Origin of the sequence: Marinospirillum celere (assembly GCF_900112235.1) — a bacterium.
GTDB lineage: Bacteria > Pseudomonadota > Gammaproteobacteria > Pseudomonadales > Halomonadaceae > Marinospirillum > Marinospirillum celere.
Map to the genome: position 1 here is coordinate 100,947 of NZ_FOLH01000006.1, position 24,670 is coordinate 125,616.

General features: G+C 49.0%; 26 protein-coding genes. 3 read left to right on the forward strand and 23 right to left on the reverse strand.

Annotated features, from left to right (window positions below; translation table 11 throughout):
• Window positions 1–120: 120 nt before the first annotated feature.
• The 9 genes from BM185_RS13305 to BM185_RS13350 all read right to left on the reverse strand — a co-directional run bounded on the left by BM185_RS13305 (window position 121) and on the right by BM185_RS13350 (window position 7,075).
• Window positions 121–468 (reverse strand): EAL domain-containing protein, encoded by a 348-nt coding sequence (locus BM185_RS13305; RefSeq protein WP_091964743.1) that lies wholly within the window; start codon window positions 466–468, stop codon window positions 121–123.
• Window positions 469–611: 143 nt separating this feature from the next.
• Window positions 612–2,420 (reverse strand): diguanylate cyclase domain-containing protein, encoded by a 1,809-nt coding sequence (locus BM185_RS13310; protein WP_177203573.1) that lies wholly within the window; start codon window positions 2,418–2,420, stop codon window positions 612–614.
• A gap of 187 nt (window positions 2,421–2,607) precedes the next feature.
• A complete protein-coding gene (gene arfB / locus BM185_RS13315) occupies window positions 2,608–3,108 on the reverse strand; it encodes an alternative ribosome rescue aminoacyl-tRNA hydrolase ArfB (protein ID WP_425434217.1) in 501 nt (166 codons plus the stop codon).
• A 508-nt stretch (window positions 3,109–3,616) separates the two neighbouring features.
• Entirely contained in the window at window positions 3,617–4,573 is a 957-nt protein-coding gene (locus BM185_RS13325; RefSeq protein WP_091964747.1) for a serine/threonine dehydratase family protein, read from the reverse strand.
• A gap of 53 nt (window positions 4,574–4,626) precedes the next feature.
• On the reverse strand, window positions 4,627–5,037 hold the full coding sequence (locus tag BM185_RS13330; protein WP_091964749.1) for a hypothetical protein: 411 nt from the start codon (window positions 5,035–5,037) through the stop codon (window positions 4,627–4,629).
• 42 nt (window positions 5,038–5,079) lie between these two features.
• The gene (gene bla, locus BM185_RS13335) at window positions 5,080–5,967 is read right to left on the reverse strand and encodes a class A beta-lactamase (protein WP_091964780.1); all 888 of its coding nucleotides are present in this window, start codon (window positions 5,965–5,967) and stop codon (window positions 5,080–5,082) included.
• Between the two features lie 25 nt (window positions 5,968–5,992).
• Entirely contained in the window at window positions 5,993–6,352 is a 360-nt protein-coding gene (locus BM185_RS13340; RefSeq protein ID WP_091964828.1) for a VOC family protein, read from the reverse strand.
• Window positions 6,353–6,524: 172 nt separating this feature from the next.
• On the reverse strand, window positions 6,525–6,806 hold the full coding sequence (locus tag BM185_RS13345) for a type II toxin-antitoxin system RelE/ParE family toxin (RefSeq protein WP_091964786.1): 282 nt from the start codon (window positions 6,804–6,806) through the stop codon (window positions 6,525–6,527).
• Window positions 6,803–7,075, reverse strand: coding sequence for a CopG family ribbon-helix-helix protein (locus tag BM185_RS13350; protein WP_091964788.1), 273 nt, complete (start codon window positions 7,073–7,075; stop codon window positions 6,803–6,805). The genes BM185_RS13345 and BM185_RS13350 overlap by 4 nt, the downstream gene beginning before the upstream one ends.
• Window positions 7,076–7,238: 163 nt before the next feature.
• Here BM185_RS13350 and BM185_RS13355 point away from each other — a divergent pair, with 163 nt between their 5' ends.
• Together BM185_RS13355 and BM185_RS13360 are read left to right on the forward strand one after the other, a co-directional pair.
• The gene (locus BM185_RS13355; protein WP_091964790.1) at window positions 7,239–7,490 is read left to right on the forward strand and encodes a type II toxin-antitoxin system Phd/YefM family antitoxin; all 252 of its coding nucleotides are present in this window, start codon (window positions 7,239–7,241) and stop codon (window positions 7,488–7,490) included.
• Entirely contained in the window at window positions 7,487–7,741 is a 255-nt protein-coding gene (locus BM185_RS13360; protein WP_091964792.1) for a Txe/YoeB family addiction module toxin, read from the forward strand. Before BM185_RS13355 ends, BM185_RS13360 begins: the two co-directional genes overlap by 4 nt.
• A gap of 143 nt (window positions 7,742–7,884) precedes the next feature.
• On the opposite strand, the gene zapE is transcribed toward BM185_RS13360, so the two are convergent.
• The 6 genes from zapE to BM185_RS13395 form a co-directional block, all read right to left on the reverse strand.
• Window positions 7,885–9,378 (reverse strand): cell division protein ZapE, encoded by a 1,494-nt coding sequence (zapE, locus tag BM185_RS13365; protein WP_091964794.1) that lies wholly within the window; start codon window positions 9,376–9,378, stop codon window positions 7,885–7,887.
• A gap of 540 nt (window positions 9,379–9,918) precedes the next feature.
• Window positions 9,919–11,490, reverse strand: coding sequence for an IS1182 family transposase (locus BM185_RS13370; RefSeq protein WP_091964796.1), 1,572 nt, complete (start codon window positions 11,488–11,490; stop codon window positions 9,919–9,921).
• 150 nt (window positions 11,491–11,640) lie between these two features.
• Entirely contained in the window at window positions 11,641–12,426 is a 786-nt protein-coding gene (locus tag BM185_RS13375; protein WP_091964798.1) for a DUF7946 domain-containing protein, read from the reverse strand.
• A 343-nt stretch (window positions 12,427–12,769) separates the two neighbouring features.
• Window positions 12,770–13,897: an IS91 family transposase gene (locus BM185_RS13380; protein ID WP_143089482.1), complete on the reverse strand. Its 1,128-nt coding sequence runs from the start codon at window positions 13,895–13,897 to the stop codon at window positions 12,770–12,772.
• A complete protein-coding gene (locus BM185_RS13385; RefSeq protein WP_091959801.1) occupies window positions 13,894–14,745 on the reverse strand; it encodes a tyrosine-type recombinase/integrase in 852 nt (283 codons plus the stop codon). Before BM185_RS13385 ends, BM185_RS13380 begins: the two co-directional genes overlap by 4 nt.
• A 204-nt stretch (window positions 14,746–14,949) precedes the next feature.
• A complete protein-coding gene (locus BM185_RS13395) occupies window positions 14,950–15,366 on the reverse strand; it encodes a VOC family protein (RefSeq protein ID WP_017045395.1) in 417 nt (138 codons plus the stop codon).
• Between the two features lie 357 nt (window positions 15,367–15,723).
• On the opposite strand from BM185_RS13395, the gene BM185_RS13400 reads away from it, so the two are divergent.
• The gene (locus tag BM185_RS13400; protein ID WP_091964800.1) at window positions 15,724–16,683 is read left to right on the forward strand and encodes an integron integrase; all 960 of its coding nucleotides are present in this window, start codon (window positions 15,724–15,726) and stop codon (window positions 16,681–16,683) included.
• A 104-nt stretch (window positions 16,684–16,787) separates the two neighbouring features.
• Here BM185_RS13400 and BM185_RS13405 read toward each other — a convergent pair whose 3' ends face one another.
• The 8 genes from BM185_RS13405 to BM185_RS13440 form a co-directional block, all read right to left on the reverse strand.
• The gene (locus tag BM185_RS13405; protein ID WP_091964802.1) at window positions 16,788–17,357 is read right to left on the reverse strand and encodes a YqiA/YcfP family alpha/beta fold hydrolase; all 570 of its coding nucleotides are present in this window, start codon (window positions 17,355–17,357) and stop codon (window positions 16,788–16,790) included.
• The gene (locus tag BM185_RS13410; protein ID WP_091964804.1) at window positions 17,357–18,109 is read right to left on the reverse strand and encodes an SDR family oxidoreductase; all 753 of its coding nucleotides are present in this window, start codon (window positions 18,107–18,109) and stop codon (window positions 17,357–17,359) included. Before BM185_RS13410 ends, BM185_RS13405 begins: the two co-directional genes overlap by 1 nt.
• 181 nt (window positions 18,110–18,290) lie before the next feature.
• On the reverse strand, window positions 18,291–18,908 hold the full coding sequence (gene thrH, locus BM185_RS13415; protein WP_091964806.1) for a bifunctional phosphoserine phosphatase/homoserine phosphotransferase ThrH: 618 nt from the start codon (window positions 18,906–18,908) through the stop codon (window positions 18,291–18,293).
• 108 nt (window positions 18,909–19,016) lie between these two features.
• Window positions 19,017–19,988 carry an HTH-type transcriptional regulator CysB gene (gene cysB, locus BM185_RS13420; RefSeq protein WP_091964808.1) on the reverse strand — a complete coding sequence of 324 codons (972 nt, stop codon included), beginning with the start codon at window positions 19,986–19,988 and terminating at the stop codon, window positions 19,017–19,019.
• An 88-nt stretch (window positions 19,989–20,076) separates the two neighbouring features.
• Window positions 20,077–22,017 carry an adenylate/guanylate cyclase domain-containing protein gene (locus BM185_RS13425; protein WP_091964810.1) on the reverse strand — a complete coding sequence of 647 codons (1,941 nt, stop codon included), beginning with the start codon at window positions 22,015–22,017 and terminating at the stop codon, window positions 20,077–20,079.
• The gene (locus tag BM185_RS13430; protein WP_177203574.1) at window positions 22,017–22,793 is read right to left on the reverse strand and encodes a FecR family protein; all 777 of its coding nucleotides are present in this window, start codon (window positions 22,791–22,793) and stop codon (window positions 22,017–22,019) included. The genes BM185_RS13425 and BM185_RS13430 overlap by 1 nt, the downstream gene beginning before the upstream one ends.
• A 149-nt stretch (window positions 22,794–22,942) precedes the next feature.
• Complete coding sequence (locus BM185_RS13435; protein WP_091964813.1) at window positions 22,943–23,938, reverse strand: branched-chain amino acid ABC transporter permease; 996 nt, start codon at window positions 23,936–23,938, stop codon at window positions 22,943–22,945.
• A gap of 3 nt (window positions 23,939–23,941) precedes the next feature.
• The coding region (locus BM185_RS13440) for a branched-chain amino acid ABC transporter permease (RefSeq protein ID WP_091964815.1) at window positions 23,942–24,670 on the reverse strand (729 nt) is incomplete at its 5' end.

Sequence of the window (24,670 nt, forward strand, 5' to 3'; positions counted from 1 at the left end):
TACTACTATTACTATAACTTTTAAAAAGAAGTCAATTTATATTATGGTTTTATATCTCTAGAAATAGAGAGTGGCTTTGCCATGCCACTGGACTTCGACACGAGTTTATAGCCACCTGATTCACCAGCTTGACCGAATGCTGAAAGAGTGGCCTGAAGAATAGGTATGGCTGATTTTAAAGCCCGCCCCAACAGCCATAGCGACCATTACAGTTTTTATACCAGCGAGTAAACTCTTTATGAGAAGCTGGTGCAGGTACTGCAGTGAAGAATACCCCGTTCCAAAATCATCAATTGAAATAATGATTTTCAAGTTATCCAGTTTGGCAAGCTCTCCCAGAGTACGCTCCATATCCAGCATTAACGCCCCCTCTGTAACCTCTAGTTCCAAGGTTTCACCCTGCAAATCATAAAAGGATGACTTGAGTTCAATACTATTTTCAAAAGAAATCACTACCAGAAAAAGCACTTAAAGTATTCCAATTCCTTAAATACCCAGATTTTATCAATTTCTCACTCCTGAGCTAGCAAAATTGTTCTGCTGTTTCCTGTTCATTAGATACTAAGCTAAGCAGCTTACAGTAAAATAGCAAGTCAAAAGCATCAAAAGATTTAAAATTTCTGGATACTTTTTAGCTTATTCTGATACATGGCTTTATCGGCCAGATTGACTAGCTGCTCTATATCAGCGGCATCATCAGGATAAATGGCATAACCCAGGCTGATACCGGGCGTAATTTGTTCACCTTCCCTTAAAAAAACCGGTTTAATCACTTTATCGAGGAGTTGCTGACAAAAATTGGCTGCCGCTTGGTGATCGTGAAGGCCAGGCAGTAGAATTATAAATTCATCGCCACCAATTCGTGCCAGCGTATCCCTTGGTGTGACACTGGCTTGCAGACGCCTCGCCAAAGCAATAAGGATGTCATCACCCGCCAGATGTCCCCAAGTGTCGTTAATTTGTTTGAATTGGTCCAAATCGGCAACGATCACAGTAAAGCTACTAGCCTCTTGATCTGCTTGTTTCTGAGCCTTAGTAAAGTGCAGTTCCAATAATTTACGGTTAGCCAAACCAGTCAGAGCATCATGGTTGGCTTGGTATTCCAAAAGCTGATGACTTTTTTGTAGCTCCTGGTTTGCTTTTTCAAGGGCTTCGGTTCTTTCAACCACTCGCCGTTCCAGATGACGCTCCTTTTCTTCCAAGGCTTCAACCATTTCCTGGCGCAGTTTAATGGATTGAGCCTGGGCTTCATCTCTGGCTTTTTGAATAGCATTGATACGATCAGCCAAAGCCAGAGCAAGCAGCAGCATCTCCAGCGCTGAGCCAACCAGCAATGCATTGGAGGTCAGAAAATTCGAAGGCAATACACCCAGGTTGTGCAGAGAAATAACCAGAACACCAGTTAACAATGCCACCCAGGCCAAGACAAAGTAACGAGCACCCGGCTGCCGGTAATAAAAGCTCACAGCCCCCATTACTAGGGCTGAGATCACAAACACCAGCGAAAGAAGATTAACAGCTACAGCGGCAAAATAATAAGACCAAAAAACAGCGGTAAGAAAAACAGTGGCATACCCAGCACTGATTAAGGGCATTAGCCAATTCAAACGCAGGCGCCGGGGCGTATCTCCCAAAAACCCCCGTACAAAAAGAGCTCCAAAAAAACCAGCCAGAGCAACCCCACCGGTTGGTGAAAGATTGGTTAAATAAGCATTGTCCGGCCAGAGAAATTGCCCAGAAAAACCAGCCAGCCCAGCCTGGCCAACTGCCAGAGCACTAATAAAAGCCACATAGGTTAAATACAAGGGGTCGCGCAAAGACAGATACAGAAAGAGGTTGTAAATTAACAGAGCAACCAGTAAGCCATAGTAGGCACTGAGAAGCGAGTAGCTGAGCTGATCTTGTTGCCAAAGTGCATCTGGCTGCCAGAGAGTGACGGGAACGCTGAGCGTACCTTCAGAGGCCACTCTTAGGTAAAGACTATAATCCTGCGAAGGTTGAAGTGCTAATTCAAAAACATGATGGCGATGCTGAAAGGGTTGCTCACTGAAAGGAAGCAGGTCACCTGATTGTTGCTCCTGGTAAACCTGATTATCTTCAGAGATGTACAAATCAACTCTATCCAGCGATGCATGAGCAACTTCCAGCAACCAACGTTCCGGCAAATCAGCAGGCGTAGAAAAGTGCAAGCGCAACCAGATTTCATCACGCGTTAAACCAAAATTGGTTCCTGCAACTGAGTCAGCTTGGGATGGCTGAAACGCCTGTTCAGCATCCAAAGCCCTTGCCTCCTCTAAAGTTAAAGGCTCACCCGAATGGCGATAAACTGAAAAGTGGCCGGATAAGGACTGTTGTTTTTGTGAGCTAATTATCAGGTTGGCAGCAGAAGCCTGATGAGCAAAGCTGATCAAAGAAAGCAACAGTAAAACCTTAGCGGTCAAAACCAGCCAGGTTAGGCAAAAAAAACAAGGTTTCAGTAGCTTGTGGGTTGGTTCCAAAACAGTCCCTGGTCCATTAGATTTAAATACAAGCAAGAAACGATATACTGCTACTCAATCCAATGTATTGCAACATTTAGTAACTAACTACAAACACTACAGCCTGGGTTCAAGAGCTCAGCCTGCCTCGCAGTGCCTTTATTTTGCCCCGTTGAGTTTTCTTATCAACTCGACGACGCTGGGAAGCTTTGGTCGGTTTCGTTGCACGGCGGGGTTTAACCGGTTTAGTTGCATCCTGAATCAGCTCTTTTAAGCGCTGCAAGGCATCTTCCTTGTTCAACTCCAAAGTGCGATAACTTTGCGCCTTTATAACAATCACACCTTCCTGAGTGATGCGCTGATCAGATAGCCTCAACAAACGCTCTTTATAGTAAGGAGGCAAGGATGAGCGCCGAACATCAAAGCGGAGATGCACCGCCGAGGCAACCTTATTAACATTTTGGCCACCTGCACCCTGGGCGCGAATAGGCTGGAATTCAATTTCCCAGTCAGCAATCTGAATATCGGGTGTAATTTCGAGCAAAGGAACCTCTAAGGGTGAGAAGAGCCATATAAAACTGAGCGAAAACCCGCCTATTACAGGCACTTGATTTAGCGGATTGTCAGACATTTTCAAGCCTTCCTCAACCTGAAGTAAAAACCCCTTCCCGCTTTTTCTTCTCCAAGACCTAGTCTGACCGGACCTTAACAGGATGTAACGAAAAATTAGACTTAAGTGGCGTAGCAATTGCTACGACTCTGAGCCTCTAGCTACCAGAAAAATATAGCCATCACTAGTACTGTCAGAATTGCCTTCAGGCTGGTTCATCATCAATCCATTTTATTTTGTTATCAATTTTTGTCATCTTTAGAAGTGCAGCTTGCCACATTGGACCAACTTTTCAAGACAACCATAAAAGTAAAAGGGATATTGACCACCACCAACTTGTTTTAATGCACTTTTCCCGCTTTCTGCTCAATCTCCTGCTGCAATGCCTTGCGCAAGCCCAAAGCAAAACCAAGTTCAGCAACAACGAACAAGGGACCAACAAATAGCCACCACGATCAGCGGTATGCCAGCATAATGAGTCCAGATATTGCGTTGATCACGATGATATAAAGCATACTGGCTTCAATGTTCAGTCAGGGTTTTCATTGTTTTTTTCTCCGATTGAATTCAAAGCAGGCAACTTCAGCTTTCTAAGCTGCTCAATAGTGGTAGTAGCGCCACCACACACAACCACCAAAATATTATTAAACTCATCAAGCTCTGGTATTTTTTCATAGATTGCTGCCAGGCTGGCACCACAAGCAGGCTCTACCAGTAGACGGTGGTCATCAAGAAAACGTTCGCAAGCAGTTAACGCGCTTTGATCTGAGACCAAAACACTCTGGATAGAATGCTTTTTGGACCAATCAAAAGCTTGCTCACAAACACGTTTGGCACCCAGTGAAGTAGCAACACTTGTTATTTGATCTAACTCCACAGTATGCCCAGCATTGAGAGCTGCATGAAAAGATGCTGCACCCATTGTTTCTACCGCGAACACTGGAATATCCTGCCACCCGTTACGGTACAGCCCTTCAATGACCCCGGACATCAGCCCACCACCACCAACGGAAAGTACAAGCGCGTCAGGTTTAAGGCCAAAGTGAAAAACCTCATCAATTAAAGTCGCGTGACCCTGCCAAAGCAAAGGGTCATCAAAGGGATGCAGAAAAGCATCAGATTCACGAATCAGAGATTGCGTATAAGCATTGGCTTCTTGCCAAGAAGAACCCTGAACGATGACCTCTGCTTTCTCCAGCTCCAAAAGCGCCTTGGCTCTCTCACTCGTTGTTTCAGGCACTACAACCACAACCGGAACACCAAGACGACGACCAGCATAAGCAACAGCCAAACCAGCATTTCCACCCGATGAAGAAATAAACCTTCGAGCACCTCGGGCCAAATAGGTTTCACAAGCAAGGCCAATGCCTCGAAGCTTAAATGAACCCGAAGGCTGCATTGCATCAAGCTTAAGCCACACTGATCGTCCAGAAGCAAAACTCATTGCTCGGGATTCAATCAGTGGCGTTTCTATGTGTAATGTCATAAAAATCTATAATTCCTACAGCCTACCAAGTTATAAAGAGCCACCTCACTTGGCTAATTGGTGACAGCGATATACCACTTGGGCTTAATGCGTCCGAAATCTTTACGGACATTTGATTTAAGTGCTTTCTTGGAATCCAGTACCAAGGCACCGGATGAATGGCGCACAAAAACAACCCAATGCCAGAAAGGCTTGCCACCCTCTAGCCTCCATTTAATAGCCAAAAGGGCTTTGTCAGGAAGCTGCTCCCAGGACTCAAACTCAGTTTCCTCAGAAGCAACTGAAACGCCCAACTCACCCAAGAGTTTGCGCACATATCCCGTATCTGACCAGAGAGCTTTATCTTCTGCATAGATACCCAAAGCTGCGGCTTTTTGCCTGGCTTCGTGGTAGGAAAGACCGGCAAGCACTGCACTGGCCGCAATTCCACAACCTGAAATTTCTTCTTGAATGACTGGATTCATAATTCAACCAATGACCAAACTGCGTTGCTGGAAATGAATAACCTACCTTTGGACACTTGTTTCTATTAACTCCATAAACACACGCCCCAGTTGAGCGATGGAAGCATTTCTATCCTCAAATGACGCCTCTGTTTCAGTGATATAGAAAGCCACAAATACCGGACTGCGCTCGGGTGGCCAAATCACCGCAGTAATCGATCTGGAACCATACCCACCCGCACCTGTTCGATCACCAATAATCCAGCCATCAGGTACGCTTGACCGGAACAAAGCATCTGCAACCTGGTTATCGATCAACCAAGTCTGCAATTGATTCCTGGATTCTGTTGATAACACTGCACCTAATAACAAGTGTTCAAGATTACTAACCATTGCCTTTGGCGTCGTTGTATCCCGCTCATCACCGGGTGTTGCCTGATTAAGTTCCGTTTCCCAGCGATCCAAGCGCGTCACACTATCGTCTAGCTGCCTGGCAAAGTTAGTAATACTTTCAGGCCCACCCAGGCGCTGTAAAATCAGGTTGGCTGCCGTATTATCGCTCGTTGTCATCGTAGCTTCGCAAAGTTCAAAAAGCGTTATGTCTCGAGTATCTGCATAATTCTCCAAAACTGGCGAATAGGTGACCAAATCAGCTGATGAAACACTGACACTCGTTGAAAGCTGCTCACTTCCTTCATCGACACGCTGCAACAGGGCTGCACATGCCAGTGTTTTGAAGGTGCTAGACAGTGCGAAACGTTGGTCAGCGTTGTACTCCCACTGCTTTCCCGTTTCTGTATCCTGTGCAAAAAAACCAATACGGGCATCAAGATTGCTTTCAATACGCTTAAGCTCAGCAAGCAGGCCATCATCTTCGGCCATCAAAAAAGAAGAAAAAATCGATAGGCAAAACAGTAAAACGAAACAGGATGCAGTTACCCTGTAATTCATGCATCTTCTCCTACTAGTGGTTTAATTATGCATCGGATTCTGACCAAACAGCATATTCATTTCCATTTGGATCAGTGAAGTGAAATCTTCGGCCACCTGGGAAAGAGAAGATATCCTGCACCACCTTGCCACCTGACTCAGTGACTTTCTCAGCCGTAGCTTCAAGTTCCGAGCTATAAAGAACGATGAGTGCACTCCCCCGTTCGGGTGTAGCTACTTTATCAGACTTGTAAAAGCCGCCATCTAATCCGGCATTTTGTATAGCTACATATTCGGGACCATAGTCGACAAAGGACCACCCAAAAGCCGAAGCAAAGAAGGTCTTCGTTACTTCAAGGTTTGTTGAGGGTATCTCGACGTAGTTGATTTTTCCTGTTTCTTTCATGACGTTCTCCGTAAGCAAAACGACCCACCGATCAAGTTGAAACAACACTGTGCTCTTTCAGATGTTAGTTAGCGGGTTGATTAAGCATTACTCTTAAGCGGTTATGCGGACGGCGCAACTGTCGCAGTGAAGCGGAGACAAGGTCGTCCGAGTGCCGTGTTTGGTTAAATTACTAGCGTTCACCCTCAAGGCCACGCCATACCCGGAGAATAATGATGACGCTGGTATGAACTGAATATCGAACGACGTATTTTCCGAAAACCATATCTCGAATAGAGTCAGGCATCGGTGCCATTTCAACTGGTGCGCCCATTTTGGGGTAGTCTGGAAGTAATTCGATTTTGCCAACCAGTTCGGTGGCAATCCTGGATGCTACCGACGGGCTGTGCACCGCAATAAACTCCCTGAGGCGTTTCAAATCATCAATGGCTTCGTCCGTGTAAACCAGTTTCACTTACCTGACCTCGGCGCATCCTGCTCGTTTTCAGTTCCCCAGCTATTAAGCCAACTGTGAACCACGCTGGCATCAACAACCTTGCCTCGGGCAGCAGACTCCATAGCCTCTAACGTTTGCTTCCACCGCTCTTGCTCAAGCTGCTGCTTTTCTATGTATTCCGACAAGGCCTGGTTGATCACCCAGCCTTTGCTCCGGTTCAACCTGCTGGCGATTGCTTCCAGATGCTGCTCGACGTCTGCTTGAAGACGAACTGTGGTGACGCCCATGGCTATACCCTCGAATTTAACGACTACAACGTATTACAGCATAGTCTACAAGGGTAGGCAAAAAATTTAACGCCCGGCTCATGCGCCTGCTTGTAGCCGATTGTCAAATCATTTTATGTACGCTATTCTGTACATGGACAACACCTCGTACAGGAGAGCCCTTATGGATGCCATCAGCTACACAGCCGCTAGAACCAACCTGGCAAAAACTATGGAACAGGTCTGTGAAGACCATTCCCCGGTGATCATCACCCGGAGCAAGGCGCAATCCGTGGTAATGATCTCGCTTGAGGACTACGAGGCGCTACAAGAAACTGCATATCTGCTGCGCGCACCAAAGAACGCCCGTCGTTTGCTGGAATCCGTTACCGAGTTGGAGCAAGGCGGCGGCCAAGAAAAGGAACTTCTTGAATGAAGCTCATCTTCTCCGAAAATGCCTGGGAAGATTATCTTTACTGGCAGAAAGCTGACAAAAAACTCCTGAACCGAATCAACAAGCTAATCAAGGAGACGAAACGCGAACCGTTCGACGGCATCGGTAAGCCGGAACCCCTCAAGCACAGCTTAGCTGGTTACTGGTCCCGCCGAATTAACGACGAGCACCGCATGGTCTACAAGGTCACAGATGACGCATTGCTCCTGGCCCAGCTCCGGTACCACTACTGATTTAACGGCAGTTTGATGGCTCATGATGCGTTCTTTCTGAGTTATCATTTGTGGCAGAATATTTTATATTAGGGACTTATTCGCATGTTCCCTAGGTAAAAATCTGCCATAGGTTCAATGGATTGCAAGGTAAAGAGCTTTCGTCATTGCCGTCCCCATTCCTTTCCACCCATTTCTACCAACCGAGACGCGGCTCGTCGAAAGGAAAAGACGAGCTCATTGGTCGCCGATAATTGTGCCAGTGACACGCCACTTCGACCCGTCGCCGACCACTCAAATTCTTCACCCTCTTTGGTGCGAATCATGGTCGTCGCAAAGGAACTCGAGTTTCCCCCCTTCTCACTGACAAACAATTCTTCATTTCCATCACTGCTTTCAACTTGCGCTTCAAACTCGACAAATAATTCATCAAGCGGGACTTTTGCCGCCAGCACCAAGCGGGTGCGAGATTCATAACACACGTCAATGAGGGTCACGAATCGTCGCGCTTCGTCGAGGTGATTGACGTCTAATTGCGGCACCCGGTCCATGATGAGGACCTGAAATCGGTCGCAGAGGGAAATATAATCAGCCGCGCCGAGTGGTTGGTAGCATAACTCGGAAAAGTCAAACCAGGCGCACCGGTCATTCAATCGGGCGACCTGGGCGGTGCGACCGAAGGATACGTGAATGGCCTCGGCCTCAGTTCTGGATGCAGTGCCACCAAATATTTCTTTCAACTGCGCCTGCATGTTGTTATCACTATTATTGTCGCCGTGAACATCCTTGTTTGACCAAAAATAGGATTGACCATCAGCTCGAGTTTCGAGTCGATAATCCTTGGCGGAATCCTCCATGGAGATAATGTCGAACCTGTGTTTTAACATGTCTATGAATGGCAAAAAGAGGGATCGGTTAATGCCTCCCTCATACAAGGCATCGGGGGAGCGATTCGAGGTGGCCACCACCACGACATTCCAATCCAATAATAATAAAAAAAGTCGTTTCAAAATCATGGCATCGGCAACGTCTGTTACTTGAAATTCATCGAAACAGAGGAGTTGGGCTTCCTGTGCCAATTGCTGCGCAATGATGGGTATCGCATCATCTTGTGGGTGCTTCTGTTTGTAGACAAAGATTCGATGATGGACATCTAGCATGAATTCATGAAAGTGGACGCGGCGTTTGGTAATTTTTACGTGTTTGAAACTGTGAGTGTCATTATTACAGCAAGAATCATCAGGAACATTAACCGACGCGTAAAAGAGATCCATTAGAAAGCTCTTGCCGACCCCGACCGGTCCATGAATGTACATGCCTCGCGGTGGTGGACCAAAAGACCACAAATGGAATTTCTTTCGAAGAAAGGACTGAGCGGATGCCAAGGATCGCCTCAGTAACAGTAACAGCGGACTGCTGCTTGTAGAGCTGCTCTCTGACGGTCTGCCGGTGCGCACGGGTACTGGTGGGAGCGAGGTAAGAGACTCGTGCAGGGCATCGAGTTTTGCCGCCAGAGCGACTTGCGCGTCATCTCGTCGCACCTCCTCCGCATCCACCTTGCGTTTATACGCCGCTGTCACGGGGCCTGTCGGGAGGGACCGCCGAGCAACGCGATGTTGTGCTGCCATATTCTTCATCACCGTCTTCATCATCAACATGATGAGTTTTTCAACATGGTAAGGAAAGTACGATCAAGTCCGCTTCTTCCCGCTTTTTTCGATTGTCTCAGGTCTAGGGACTTAATTCGCAATTTACCTCGTCGGTTTCCCCAGTATCTTCGAGGAGTTGCGAATGCGTATAAGAGACCCTTTCCTCCTCTCGGGTTTCCGAATCTAGTCAATCACACAAAAGCCCAGTCAGACCTTCCTCTTGCCAGGGTCGTTTACGTGTGAGTCGGCTAGCCACCGCATCATCTAATGCATCGAAATGCCTTAGGAGCAGTCGGTTCGTGCGAGGTGATAACACTAGATCTATTCCTCTATCTGTTTAACGAGCCTGTAGAAAAACTCATTTCCAGCCAGCTTTCTCTACCAACAGCTCGTGCTCTGTTGTTCATTTTCGATTGCCGGTTTTTGTCGGCAACTAACTTTTAATTCTGTATTTTCTGGCCTTTTCAGGCTTAGGCCTCTGTAAGCCAGCCGTGATAAGGCTTACAGCACCTGTTTCTGGGGCTGGCCCACAGCCCCTATTCTGCCGTTTTAGTGAACCAACTTGCCATAACCAGCGAGCTTTTCAATGTTGTGGATCAGGCAAAAGAGTTGCCACTGACCTTGTACCTTGGCCTTGCCTCTCAGACTGAAGCGATTCAGTCCTTTATTGGTGCCGATGTTGCCGAAAACCGGCTCTACAACCGACATACGATGGCTGTAAATTTGCTTGCCTCTAGGGCTATCCACACGGTGTTTCATCCAGTCGGTGTAGCTGGGTGGCCGTTTGTCATTTAAAGGGAAGCAGACCTGGCGTCCAGCACCTTTACGGTGGTCGGCTGCTGCCGGGTTTTTCATGCACAGGTGCTTTTTCTTGCAGTGCCGACATTGCAGCAGCTTGCCTTCAAAATAGGCTGTCAGTTGCCCCTGGTCGTTGGCTCTTGTACCCCGGTGGCTGATCTGGTTGCCAGCAGGACAGATGCAAGTCAGGTTGATGGGATCGAACTGGAACTCGCTGGCCGGGATGAGTTGTTTGGCTTTGGGTTTGCCGGGTGTCTGGTGGCGTTTGCCGTATTTGTCTTTCTGGTGAGCGAACTTTGGATCACGGCTTCTAAACTGGTTGTCAGGGATGTAGGCGTTGATGCCATTCTGGTGCAGGTATTTCATGTTGGCTTCGTTGGCAAAGCCGGTGTCAGCGGTAACGATGATGCCTTCTTTATAGAGGTTGTTGCTGAGCTTCAGGCGTTGATAACGGGCTTTAATTTTCTCAAGGATCGGCTGTAGGGTATGGTGCTCTTGCCCTTCCCCGAAGGCCTGGGCATCAATGATAATTTGATGCTTTTTGTCGACGGAAGCCACGCCGTTATAGCCCTGGATGGTGCCCTTGCTGGTCGTCATTTTGGCCGATTGGTTGTCGGTGATGTTGCTTTTGACTTCCTTGCCTCGTTTACTCTGCCCCTTCCTTGGGGTGTTGCTCTTTAGGAAGCGATCAACCTTTTCAGCGGCTTCGTTCAGGGTCAGGATGGTTTGAGCTTTACGGATGTCCTGATCCAGTTCTTCTTCACTCTCCCAGGTGTCTCGATCCTGATGTTCATTCAGATGGTGGCGAATCAGGCGTTTGAGTTTTTGGCGCTTTTGCTCAAGCTCTTTAAAGGTGCCTGACCATTCCTTGGCCGCATTAGAGCGCATTTTACAGCCATCAATGGCAAAGAGTTCATGGCCGAGTAAACCTTGCTGATCACAAACCAGCAGCACCTGCTCGAATAGGTCTTCAATGGCCTGCGGCTGGTTACTAATAAAATGAGCAATGGTGGTGAAATGCGGCACGGTATCGCACGACAGGGCTTTGAAGATGATGTTGGTTTCGCAGCACCACTGAATCTGTCGGCTGGAGGTGATGCCTTTGGAGTAGGCAAACAGGATGATTTTGAGAAGAATCGCCGGATCGTAAGCCGGTCGACCTTCTTTGTCATTCTTGTAAGGCTGGTGGAAAGCCGAGAGATCGAGCTTTTCAGAGATCAGGTAATGCAGAGCAAATTCGAAGGTGCCTGGTTGGATTTGTTCAAGATAGTTGATCACCACCATCGACATCTGGTTGTAATCGTAATGCTTAAATCGAGCCATCCCCATGCCCTCTTTACCGGAAAACCTGATCAAATCATAGTTCAGGAGGTTTTTCTACAGCCTGAACGCCGCGCACACGGGCGACAAAAACGCGCCAGCGGGTTTGGCGTCCCAGCGACCAACGGGAGCGAGTGATGCGCATTGTTAGGCCTATATTGGGTGCCGACTGACATTTTTTACAATATAACGTTTGATCTCGCCATTGGCTGAAACGACTGCATCTGCTTGAAAGTAAAGTAAACCCTCACGTCCCAAGTTGTTCTCATGTTGAGACCAAGTAATCATTTCTTTTTGGTCTTCAGAGCTCTTGAGGCTAACATTAAAAGAAATCGTCTTGTTTTCTAGCCTGTCAAAGAACCGTCCCCAACCTGTAAGGTTATTGTATTTAGTTACGTTGCCAAATATCTGGTGGGGCGCAGGTATTGTTTGCGGTAACAAGTACAAGGCGGTTCTCGAATCGAAGGATGCTAATAATTCACCTCGTGGGCGCGTAACATTAAGCAATATTACAGGCTCTTTGCGAATTGGTCGGTGAACATCGGATAGTGGTGACTCCAACGCTGCTGGTAACTCGGCAATCGTAGGTTCGATACGTTTTAAAAGAGCCCTTGAATGGGCTTCATTTTGGCTCGTCTTGCCAACGGCTTCATTAAAAGCATACTTAACAAAATCATAAAATATCCCGCTGGATATTGCTCCAGCAGAAAAAATTACGGCTTCGTATATAAAACTGCCGCGTTTCGGAGTCTTTATGTAAAAATCGGCACCATGAGCTGCGTCCCCATGTGTCCGAACCTCGCCGTTCAAGTATGCATGTGTCACTATTGATGTTGCTCGTGCAATTCCACCCAGCGCCACAGAAGCATCATAAAGATCTAATCGTCCTGTATCGGCAGTTCCACGCTCATAACGAAATTTAACTATCAACTCAGCCAATTTAAATCCCTTTGGTATCTAATTATTTGTAATTGCAACTCGCCTAACTCTTAAGCGGTTATGCGGACGGCGCAGCTGTCGCATAACCGCATGTTGAACGGCCGCTGGCTCAGAGGTAGGGACTAGGGAATTTGCTTTTTAAGATCCGGCTTTCCCTGGCCTTTTGGTTCCGGGCGAACGATCCCTTCACGATGTTTTTTTCGCCACTTTTAAGTCTTTTTTGAACGACAGTAGCTGATTTCTACTTTCTTTTTACCTGTTTTGCCTTTTAGGCGCAAGTCGACCGGTCAGCCCAGATGTGATCAGGGCGTTTTCTTGGGATTAGTCGTGCGCCTATCTCTTTTCAGCTGCTATTAATGGCTTTGATTGTATTGCTGCTTTCATTCTCGGGTGTGTAGGCTGCCATCCTGCTGATGGGACTCTGGCAGTTGGGGCAACAGCGTAATGTCGGTTGATTTTCTGTCTGCTCCGGTTGCTGTTTCTTGTGCTGAGGTTTGATTTGTCTTCGGATGCAGGCCAGCCGTTTGGCTTTGATGGCATTGGCCAGGTAGCCATAGTGGCGGATGCGCATAAAGCCTTTAGGCAGTACATGCAGCAGGAAGCGGCGAACCAGTTCCTGTGGTGCCAGTTTAAGGCATTTGGAGCCACCAGAGTCCTTGTAATCCAGGTATTGGAGAGTGACCTGGTTTTCATTCCAGCCCAGGATGCGGCCATTGCTCAAGCCGATGCGATGCGTGTAGCGAGCCAGGTAGTTGACTAGGGTTTTCCGGTAGTGAAGTGCCGATTTACTGTAGACCACCCAGGGCTTTTGCATCAGGCGATTCAGTTGTTGGTTGATCTCATTTTTTGAGACGCTGGCTAACAAGCCTTGCTGCCAGGCTTCACGGATACGACTAACCATTTGGCCTCGGAAGCGATTGGATAAGGCTTTCACGGGCAGCAGGTAGTTTTTGTTATGTGTGTGCCAGCGAGCTTGATACTTCAGGCTTCCTGCAGGCACCAGGCAGTGCAGGTGAACATGGCGGGTGAGCTGTTGACCCCAGGTGTGCAGAACAGCTGTCATACCCAGCTGGCCCTTGAGTTTGCGTTCGCCCAGGGTTTTCAGGCTATTCCAACAGCTCTGGAACAAGAGCCGATACAGGCAGCGTCCATGCTGACCGATCCAGGTGTTCAGCTCATGAGGCAAGGTAAACACCAGGTGGAAGTAAGGAACCGGTAACAGTTGGCTCTGCTGTTTTTCACACCATTGCTGGCTGGCATGGCCCTGGCACTGAGGACAATGACGATCACGGCAGCTGTGATACCAGGTCCAGTGATGCTGGCAGGTTGGGCAAGCATAATGCTGACCGCCCATGGCGGCCGTTCGACAGTCCGTAATATGATGCAGCACTTGCCACTGTCGTGGCGTGGCCTGGATATCTTGCTGCCTTTTGCAGTGTTCAATGATGGCGGCCAGGTTCAGGGCATTCATGCCGCCCTCCCCAACCCACAGAGCAGGTCTTCGGTCGGGTTGCGAGCTACATCCATCAAGGCAACCCATTGCAGGTAGCGAAAGGTGGTTTGCAGGTGCTTGTGCCCCAAAAGTGCTTGCAAGCGCGGCAAGGGCATTCCGTTCAGTAGTTGGTGTGTGGCAAAAGCATGGCGCAAACTATGGAAGCAGACTCGCTTGCTGATGCCTGCTGCTTGCGCAGCCGCTTTCATGTCCAGTCTTAAGTATTTGCTGTCTAAAGGGCGATTCTTGTACTGACCATAGATGATGTAGCTTTCTGGCCTGAAGGCCCTCCAGTAGTCGCGCAGGTTCTGTTTGAGGCTTTCTGTAAAAAGGACATAGCGATCCTTCTGACCTTTGCCCTGCCGAACCTTGATACGGTTATGGACACCATCCAGATCCTGAACCTGAAGGGCGCTGACTTCACTGATGCGCATTCCGGTCGCGTAAGCCAAAAAAGCAGCCGCTCTGGGTTTGGGGCGTACAAAGTGCTGCAACAGGGCCAGAACTTCATCGGGGTACAGCAGGTCAGGGATTTTCTGGTCACGTTTGGGATGAGCCAACGCCATTCGGGGCAAGCGTCGCTGGAGCACTCGGCTGTACAAAAAAACTAAGGCATGGACAGCCTGGCGACAGCTGGAGTGACTTAGTTGGCGATCACGGATCAAATACAGCAGATAGGCTTGCAGCTCTTCATCGGTCAGTAAATCAGGGGAGCGGTGATAATAACGGGCCAGTTCCTTGATTTGTTGCAGGTAGGCTTGCTGGGTTTTGGGGGCGAGACCTCTCAGATCCATCTGATCAATCATCGCTTGACGAAGCGGGGTCATGATCTAATCTCCAAAGAGGTTGGAGCATTAATTATGGATCAAAATCCCGGATGCGCCACCCGCCCCGCGCAGCGGCTTAGTTCAACGCCCGCTTAAGGGGCTGACAACGCGACTACCAAGTTTCCGCATAATACTGAAACCACCAAAACCAACGCATAATAAAAATGCCGCGCGTTGGAAGTCCCTCTTGAAGCGTTTGTTATGCTACCTTTTTGCCATTGGATGGCTTGGATTCAATTGAAGAAGATCCCACAAGTTTCCATACAAGTCTTCAAACACTGCTACCGTCCCATAGTCTTCTTCTGTTGGCTCGCGGACGAAGTTAATACCAATCGATTTCATACGCTTAAAGTCACGCCAGAAATCATCAGTATTTAGGAACAGGAATACTCGACCGCCTGCTTGATTTCCAATGAAATCATGCTGCTCTGGCTTCGAGGCTCTGGCGAGTAACAACGTAACACCATGAGAATTTGGTGGAGCCACAACCACCCAACGTTTGTCTTGTTCAGGTTGATGTGTATCTTCAATAAGTTCAAATTTGAGTTTGTTTACATAAAAATCAATGGCTTCATCATAATCTTTTACAACTAAAGCAATATGGACAATGTTCTGTTTCATAGTATTCCTTATTGAAGATTTCGACTGGTAGCATAACATTTTGTTAGTAGGCATGCGGGTTTCGCTGCTTTCAATAGCTGCCTACGTTTTCTTCTAACCTACCGGACTTTCTCAGCTTTTTCCAGAACTCAGGTCAAGCTTTTCTAACAAACCGTGCATGCCGCCTATCTTGAATAGTTGTGCGCACTCTATCCAATTTTATCTTCTTGTAACAGTTTGATTTTGCTTTGTTAGTGAGTTGATCTAAATGGAAAAACGCGCATTTGATCCAGAAAAAAGAGCATAATTTTTTGTCATGCTCAAAATAGACTGTATATTTATACAGATATTGATCACTGTGCAGTCAAGGAGAGCATTATGTCAGGCAGCCCTTTCCTCAATTCGATTCGTCAGGATTTACGCCAAAAAGGTTATGCGTTGAAGACGGAGAAAACCTACCTTCATTGGATCAAGCGCTTTATTCTTTTCAACCAGAAACGTCACCCTAAGGAGATGGGTGATGAAGAGATTCGTCTTTTTCTTTCAGATTTGGCTAATCACCGAAATGTGACCGTAAATACCCAGAAAACGGCTTTGAATGCTCTGGCATTTTTGTATAACCAGTTTCTGGATCAGCCTTTAGGTGATCTTGCATTTAATCCAGCAAAAAAACCTCGGCGCTTACCCGTTGTTATGTCCACACAAGAAATCCAGCGTGTTCTAGAGCAGCTTGATGACCGTAACCGTCTTATTTTTTCTTTGCTTTATGGTGGAGGACTCAGAGTTAATGAATGCTTACGGCTTAGGGTGAAGGATTTTGATTTTGATTACGGCAGTATTGTTATCCATGACGGTAAGGGCGGCAAGTCCAGAAATACCTTATTGCCTGGTCGTTTGATTCCTGATATCCAGTCATTGATTAAGGAAGTCATTCAAATCCAGGCCAGGGACAATGTACAAGGCTTTGGTCCTTCCCTCCCCTATGCCTTAGATCGCAAGTATCCTTCAGCCTATCGCCAGCCAGCTTGGATGTATGTTTTTCCTTCAGCAACCTGGTGCCATCACCCTATAACTGGAAAGGTTTGTCGTCATCACTTACATGACTCTGTTGTACGCAAGGCATTGAATACTGCAGTACGCAAGGCTGGAATTAATAATAAACGGATTACTTGTCATACCTTTCGGCATTCTTTTGCGACGCATTTATTGCAGGCTGGAAGGGATATTCGTACCGTACAGGAGTTGTTGGGCCATTCTGATGTGAAAACCACTCAGATTTATACGCATGTAATTGGGCAGCATTTTGCAGGTACAGCCAGTCCTTTGGATAGGCTTTAAGGGGCTTTGGGCACGCTACCGCCGGGAAGTTGGCAGCTTGGCGAACGTCCTTGTTGGCTTTTGTTATCCCTGTTTTACCTAATTAGGCCTTAGTCTTCAAGCAGTCATTGATGTTTAAGACAAAAGTCGGTAATGGTTTTTAGGTGGTTTTCAAAGCCCTGAAAGCTGTGGTCACCGCCTTCTTCCAGGATGGTTTCGGCACCTGGGTAGGCTTTGAGAGCTTGGTTGTAGTCCAGTACTTCATCGCCGGTTTGCAGCATGAGTAAGCACTTGCTGGTTTCGGGGTTGTCGACTCGGTAGTTTTCCAGGCTGCGGGTGTGCTGGTGGGTCCATTCAAAGCGGGCACCATCATGGTAGTTTTTAACCAGACCTTCGGCTTTTTCCAGAGTGATCCAGGCTTCGGCTGCTGTGTTGATAAGCACATAAGGCAGGTTAAAGTAGTGCGCCAGCCAGGTGGCGTAGAAGCCACCCAAAGAAGAGCCTACCAGGGCCACAGGCTCGCTCAGTTGCTGGTAACTAACGACCAAGTCATGCAGGGTGTCGATGGCGAGTTCAGGGATATAGGGCAGCGTGGGGGCAATAAAGGGAATGCCCTCTTTTTTGCACCAGGCGCGCATTTGCTCGGCCTTTTGACCGTGCGCGCTGGAAGCAAAGCCGTGAATATAAATGAGCATTAGCCCTCCTGGATGGTGGGTCTTATCAGCAGTTCGCTGATGTCGACGTGTTCCGGTTGGCTAAGAGCGTAGTAGATGGCGTTGGCGATATCTTCCGATTTGAGGATGGCCATGTCTTCGCCGTACATGTTGGTTTTTACGGCCTGGTGAATTTTTTCATGCTGGATGGAATCAGGCAGTTCGGTGTCAACAGAGCCAGGTTGGATGTCGGTCACACGCACGTTAAAGCGGATGGCTTCTTTGCGCAGGGTGTCGGAGATGGCTCTTACGGCAAATTTGGTGCCTGAGTAGACGCCAGCGCTGGGGAAGGTCACGCGCGCAGCAACAGAGCTGATGTTGATGATGTGGCCGCGTTTGCGTTCGGCCATGCCGGGGTAGACGGCATTGATGGCGTAGAGGACGCCTTTGATGTTGGTGTCGATCATCTTTTCCCATTCGTCAACGCGGCCATTAACGATGGGGCTAAGTGGCATGGTGCCGGCGTTGTTGATGAGGATGTCGATGCCGCCTTGTTGTTTGAGGCGTTCGCCCAGGGCTTCCATGTCTTGGCGTTTGGAGACATCAACAGGTTCCAGGCTGACTTGGGTACCCTGCTTTTGCAGTTCTTGGGCAAGGCTTTCCAGGCGGTCTTTACGGCGGGCGGAAAGAACCAGGCTGGCACCTTCGCTGGCGAGTTTACGGGCGGTGGCTTCGCCGATGCCGGAGCTGGCACCAGTGATCCAGATGCGTTTGCCTTTTAGGGTCGTGGACATAATTACCTCTAATTGCACTTTGTTCGATCAGCTTTGGCAAGGCGCTGGAGGTCAGGACGCGTAAATACTTCCCTGTAAGCTCTGACCGCAACGTCCTGTTGCGTACAGCCTGACCTTACAGAACCTTGCCCGCTAATCAGTAAACCTTACCGCGAGTCTTGATCCATCATCTTTCAGAAAGTTAGAGAGTTAGGTCTCTTTCACTGGCGTTGATGAAGGTTTTTTTCAAGTCTTCGTAGGTGTGGACAGCCGGGTATTGCGGGAATTCTTCGATGACGTTTTGCGGCGCATGGAAGAGGATGCCATGTTCGGCCTGGGCGAGCATGGTGGTGTCGTTGTAGGAGTCACCGGCAGCAATTACACGGTAGTTGAGGAGTTGCAGGGCGCGTACGCTTTGGCGTTTGGGGTCGCGTTGGCGTAGTTTGTAATCGACCACTCGCCCGTCTTTGTCGACTTCCAGTTTGTGGCAAAGCAGGGTTGGGTGGCCCAGTTGTTTCATCAGGGGCATGGCGAATTCGTAGAAGGTATCGGAGAGGATGACCAGTTGGAAGCGTTCGCGCAGCCAGTTGGTGAATTCGATGGCACCGGGCAGAGGTTCGAGTTCGGCAATAACGGCTTGGATATCGGGCAGTTTCAGGCCGTTTTCATCGAGGATACGCAGACGCTGACGCATGAGGACGTCATAGTCAGGTATGTCGCGCGTGGTGGCTTTGAGTTCTTCGATACCGGTTTTTTCAGCGAAGGCGATCCAGATTTCGGGGATAAGTACCCCTTCCAGATCCAGGCAGGCCAGTTCCATAATGATCCTTTCGTTCTTAGTGATAGTTAACTGAGGAACCTCTTCTTAACGTCATGAGTCTAGTGGTTAATCAGAGGATTCCTTAACCTGCCTAGTATAAAGGTTTTTCTACCTTTTCGGCAGTTCCAGCGCGCTAAACATCTGGTCAATTTCCTGGCGGCTGCCTGCGGCCAGGGCTTGGTCCAGGGTGTCTCTGTCCAGGTGGGCGGCGAGTTTTTCAATGAAGTCGTAGAAGTAGCCACGCATGAAGGTGCCGCGGCGGATGCCCAGGCGGGTGATGCTGGGTTCGAAGAGGTGGCTGGCATCCAGTGCAATCAGGTCTTGGTCCAGTTCATCGGCGGCCATGTGGGCGACTATGCCGATACCAACACCCAGGCGTACGTAGGTTTTAATCACGTCTGAGTCGGCGGCGGTGAAGACGATGCGCGGTTCCAGCTCTGCCTTGGCGAAGGCTTCATCGACCTTGGCGCGTCCGGTAAAACCGCTGATGTAGGTCACTAGCGGGTATTCAGCCAGTTTTTCCAGGGTGATTTTCTTTTCTTGGGCCAGGGGGTGGTCTTTAGGCACGAGAATGCAGCGGTTCCACTGGTAGCAAGGCAGGGTGACCAGGTCGTTGTAGTTGGCAATGGATTCGGTGGCGATGGCCAAGTCAGCTTCACCATCGGAAACCATTTGGGCAATCTGCGGGGGTGTACCCTGTTTGAGGCTGAGGGTGACGTCCGGGTATTTGTCCATAAACTGGCTAATGATTTCAGGAAGGATAAAGCGGGCCTGGGTGTGGGTGGTTGCTAGTACCAGGTCCCCTCTTTTTTCGTTGCTGAATTCCTGGGCGACTCTTTTGATGTTGTCAGCCGTGCGCAGCATTTCACCCGCCAGGTCGATAACGACTTTGCCAGCTGGGGTAATCCGTGTTAGGTGCTTGCCACTCCGGGCAAAGATTTCGATACCCAGCTCATCTTCCAGCAAACGAATTTGTTTGCTGATACCCGGCTGAGAGGTAAAAAGGCTTTGCGCTGTGGCAGAAACATTTAAATCGTGGTGGGCCACTTCCCAGATGTATCTGAGCTGTTGAAGCTTCATCCTGAACCCCGCAAATTCAATTTGAGTAATAAAAAATATTCTAGAAATTACCTAAAAGAATAAATGCTGCACTCTTTGAACGCAAGTTTTAGCTTTGAATCTGTTCTTCAAGCCAGTTTTTGTCAAGAGATCGCCAGTCCAGTACCCAGGCCGGCAGGCTTTCGGATTTGCCTTTTAAGTTTAAGACACCCACAAAATGGCAAGGCAGGCGGTCTTTAACTGCTTCCCAGGTGGCCTCTCCAATCAGGATATCAACACTGGCGCAGGGCTTGGCTTCTCCTTTGAATAACGCCAGTTTCCATTCATTATTGACTTCTTTGGTGGCACTTTCCAGGCGGGCAGCAACATTCACCACATCACCTATGGCGGTGTAATTAAAGCGTTTTTGGCCCCCGATATTGCCCACCACCCCTTCACCTGTATTCACCCCTATGCCCATCGCCAGGCGGTGCACATCCCCTTCCGGGTAGTTGGCATTGAAGTCTTCCAGTGCATATTGCATGGCTGCGGCGGCCAGACAAGCGTGGTAGGCATGGTCTTTATCCTGCAAGGGTGCGTTGAAAAGCCCCATGACGGCATCGCCCATTAGCTTGTCCAGGGTGCCTTGATACTGCTGGAGAGCCGTGATCATGGCATCAAAGTAGCGGTTGAGATGGCTAACCAGCTCTTCGGTTTCCAGGGCTTCGGTTGTCGGGGTGAAGTTGCGCAGGTCTGAAAACAGCAGGGTCAGTTGTTGGCGCTGACCACCCAGTTTCAGTTCCCTGCCCTGTTCAACAATTTTTTCCACCAAGGCCGGGGCAACATAGCTTCCAAACGCAGAACGCAGTTGATCGGCTTTGGCTTTGTTGATCAGGAAGAGCCACAGCTCACCACCGATAATTCCCATCAGCACGAAGGCTAAGGGATAAAAGATTTCCAGCCAGAGGTTGGCTTGCAGATAGAGCTGAAGACCCAGGGTGTAGATACCTAGCAGCAAAAGCCCATAACCCAGAAAGCGCAGCCAGGTTTTATGCAGTTGTAACAGCAGGAGTAAAAACAGGCCAGCAGCCAGTAAAACAGCCAATAAAGCTTTGCCATATAAATCCTGAAGAACCGAGTGATCCATCAGGTTGGCAACAAAGGTGAGGTGGACTAAGGGGCCGGCCAGTTGTCCCAAGGGTGTGGAGCGCAAGTCAGTGATCCCTGCTTCGCTAATCCCCAGGATCACCCATTTGCCAGCCAGGCTTTCAGGGTCCCAGTCATCGTCCATCATTTCAGCAAAGGTCAGGCGCTGATAGTCACTCTTGGCGTAGTAGTTAAGTTTGACCCGGTTGAGTGAATCCACGGGTAACTGCTGATCACCCAGATAGGTGCGCTGGCCTTCAATCACTAAATCTTCAAGACGCCCCAAGCGCCACATTTGCACGCCCAGGTTGGGAAAGGCGGCATCTTCAACCCAAAACGCCAGGGGGTAATGGCGAAAACGCTGGTCCGCATCGGATTTAATATTGAGGGCGGATAGAACCGGGTAGGCCTCCAAAATGGGCGAAATGGGTAGTTCCAGCTCTTGGCTTTCTATCAGTTGGGCATCACTGACTTGCATCAGGGAAGAATCCAACACTCGGCCATAGGCGGCTTCATCCAGATGTCTGGCTTGGGGGCCATTCAGAAAGCTGCCCCCTATGCTGGGCAGGCTGGCAAGAACTTCGGCAAGGGCTTGGTCGTCTTCAGGCTGGGTTGGTTCGGCAAAAGCAATATCAACACCTATCACTTCAGCCTGATGCAAGCGCGCCAGCCCTTCAGCAATCAGGCTACGCGACCAGGGCCAGCGACCAAACTTTTGCACACTGGTGTTTTCGACTTCAACAAAAACCAGCTCTTCCGGGTAGCTGCGCGGGTTCCAAGGGTAGTAGCTGTCACTAAGGGCGCTGGCTAGAGCCTGGACAATAACCGGTGGGCGCAAACTAACCAGAAAGACCAGGGTTAAGAATCCAGCCAGCAGGAGTAGCAGGTAGCTTTGCCGGGTCAGATATTTGATGACTTTAAGCATTAACGCAGCCAGGAACCCAGTTGTTGTTGGAGGGTATCAAAAGCTGCATCCACAGGAGCATCCACGGCTTCGGCCTGTTCGCCATCACTACCCAGGGTCAGCTGACGACCTGGCTCCAGGTCTATACCTCGCTTGAAGGCTTCAAATTCTGCCATCACCTGGTCTTTATAATCATTGAAGGCTTGGTTGAAAGCAGCTTGAAAGTCACGAAACGCCTGGTTTTGATGGCGACGATATTCATCAAAGGTCATTTCTGAAATATCTTTGGCCCGATAATAGGCCATTTCCTGGCCATCCTGACGTTCTACCTCCACGCCCCCTTCAAACAGGGCGACATCATTTCTTTCATCATTAGCGCTGACTAGAAAGCGTGTGCCCTTAACGCCAATCACCACGAGTGGCGTGTTGGCAACAAATCGGGCTCCTTCACGCTGGGCAATATGAAATAAGGCTGCGCCTGTTTCCAGTTCCACTTCTTCAATCGAATTAACGGTTAGCAGGCTGTTTTCTGCCATCACCAGGTCACCCCCTGGGTGGCTGATATGGGCTTGAGCCTGGGAAACGGTTTGCACTTTATCGCCAGGGCACAGCAAATAAGGAAAGGAGGAAATGCGCTGGGGAAAAGGTGAAGCTTCTTCACTGACTCGAACCTGACCTTGGGTTCTTTCTAAGGCAGCAAAGCTTTCACAGCGGGCTTCTTCTGCCCATACCGGAAAAGCGCTGCCAGCCACCCCGAGCAAGAGCAGATAGAGGGCCGTAGTTGTTATTCGTTTCATTATCATGAGTCCCTTTAAAGTCCGTGGCTGAACTTTATTCTTGATAGCTCCCAGGGTCAATTAATGAAAAAAAGACCCGCCGGTTTCCCGGCAGGTCAAGCAAGGGCACAGAGACGTGACCCACAGAGCAAAAGGCGACGATTAACAACTCATTTAAAGTTCTTTTTCATGAACTTCTGAATTTCACCAACGATACCGGCACGGAAGGTCAGTACACAGACAACGAAGATGACACCCAGAATGACATTAACCCAGTCTCCCAAAGGACTTTGTGAAAGCTGGTGTTCAATGGAAACCACAAAGGCAGCGCCAACCAGCGGACCAACCAAGGTGCCCATGCCACCCACCAGAGTCATCAGGATCACCTCACCCGACATATGCCAATGGGCATCGGTTAGTGAAGCCAGCTGGAAAACCAGGGTTTTGGTAGAACCGGCCAGGCCAGCAATACCTGCAGAAAGGATGAAAGCAACCAGCTTATAGGCATCAGTGTTGTAGCCCAGTGAAATCGCACGAGGCTCATTTTCACGAATGGCTTTCAAAACCTGCCCAAAGGGTGAGTGCACGGTACGCTGAATCAGCATAAAGCCCAGCAGGAAGACCGCCAGAACAAAGTAGTACATGTTCAGGTTGTTGGAGAGGTCAATCAATCCAAACAAGTGGCCACGGGGCACACCATGCAGACCATCTTCACCACCAGTAAAATCCGCCTGAAGGTAAAAGAAGAACACCATCTGAGCCAAGGCCAGAGTGATCATCGCAAAGTAGATGCCCTGACGACGGATCGACAGGAGCCCAAAAACGACACCCAACAGGGTCGCAATCAAGGTACCTGTAATGATCCCCATTTCAGGCGTCAAACCAGGGTAGCTACTCAACAAATAACCCGTCATATAGCCACCGGTTGCCAGGAAGGCCGCATGCCCGAAGGACAGGAGACCTGCATAACCCAGCAGCAGGTTAAAGGCACAGGCAAAAAGGGCAAAACACAGGATCTTCATCAGGAAGACCGGGTAGGCCACAAAGGGCGCCACCAGTGCTACAGCTAAAAGTACGGCATAAAGAATGTAAAGACGCTTGGTACTAGCCTGTTTACTTTCCAGGGCAGTATTAGCCCTGGCTTTAACTGTTTCTGAAAGGGCCATGGGTCAAGCCTCCTTACCAAAGAGTCCTGAAGGACGAACCAGCAGAACTATAATCATTACCAGGAAAATCACGATATTGGATGCTTCTGGGTAGTAAACCTTGGTCAGGCCTTCAATAACGCCCATTGCCAGACCGGTCAGAATCGCACCCAAGATAGAGCCCATACCACCAATAACAACGATGGCAAAAACAACAATAAGAAGATTGGCACCCATGCCTGGAGCCACCGAGTAGATGGGAGCAGCCAGCACACCAGCGAAGGCAGCCAGAGCAACACCAAAACCATAGGTCAGAGTAACCAGCAAGGGAACATTCACCCCAAAGGCTTGCATCAAAGCAGGGTTTTCAGTACCTGCGCGCAGGTAACCGCCCAGCTTGGTTTTTTCAATCATGAACCAGACAGAGAAACAAACAACGAGAGCAGCAACAACGACCCAGGCACGATAGTAAGGCAGGTACATAAAGCCCAGGTTGGTGCCGCCACGCAGCAATTCAGGTACAGGATAACGGTTGCCGGAAACACCAAACCAGTTGGTGAAAACACCCTGGATAATCAGCGCCAGACCGAAAGTCAGCAGAAGCCCGTAAATATGATCAATGTGGGCAATACGGCGCAACAGGTAGCGCTCAACAATCACACCTGTAAGCCCGACGATCAGCGGAGCCAGGAAAAGAGCAACCCAGTAATTGATACCCAGCATATTCAAGAGCAGCCAGGCGGCAAAGGCCCC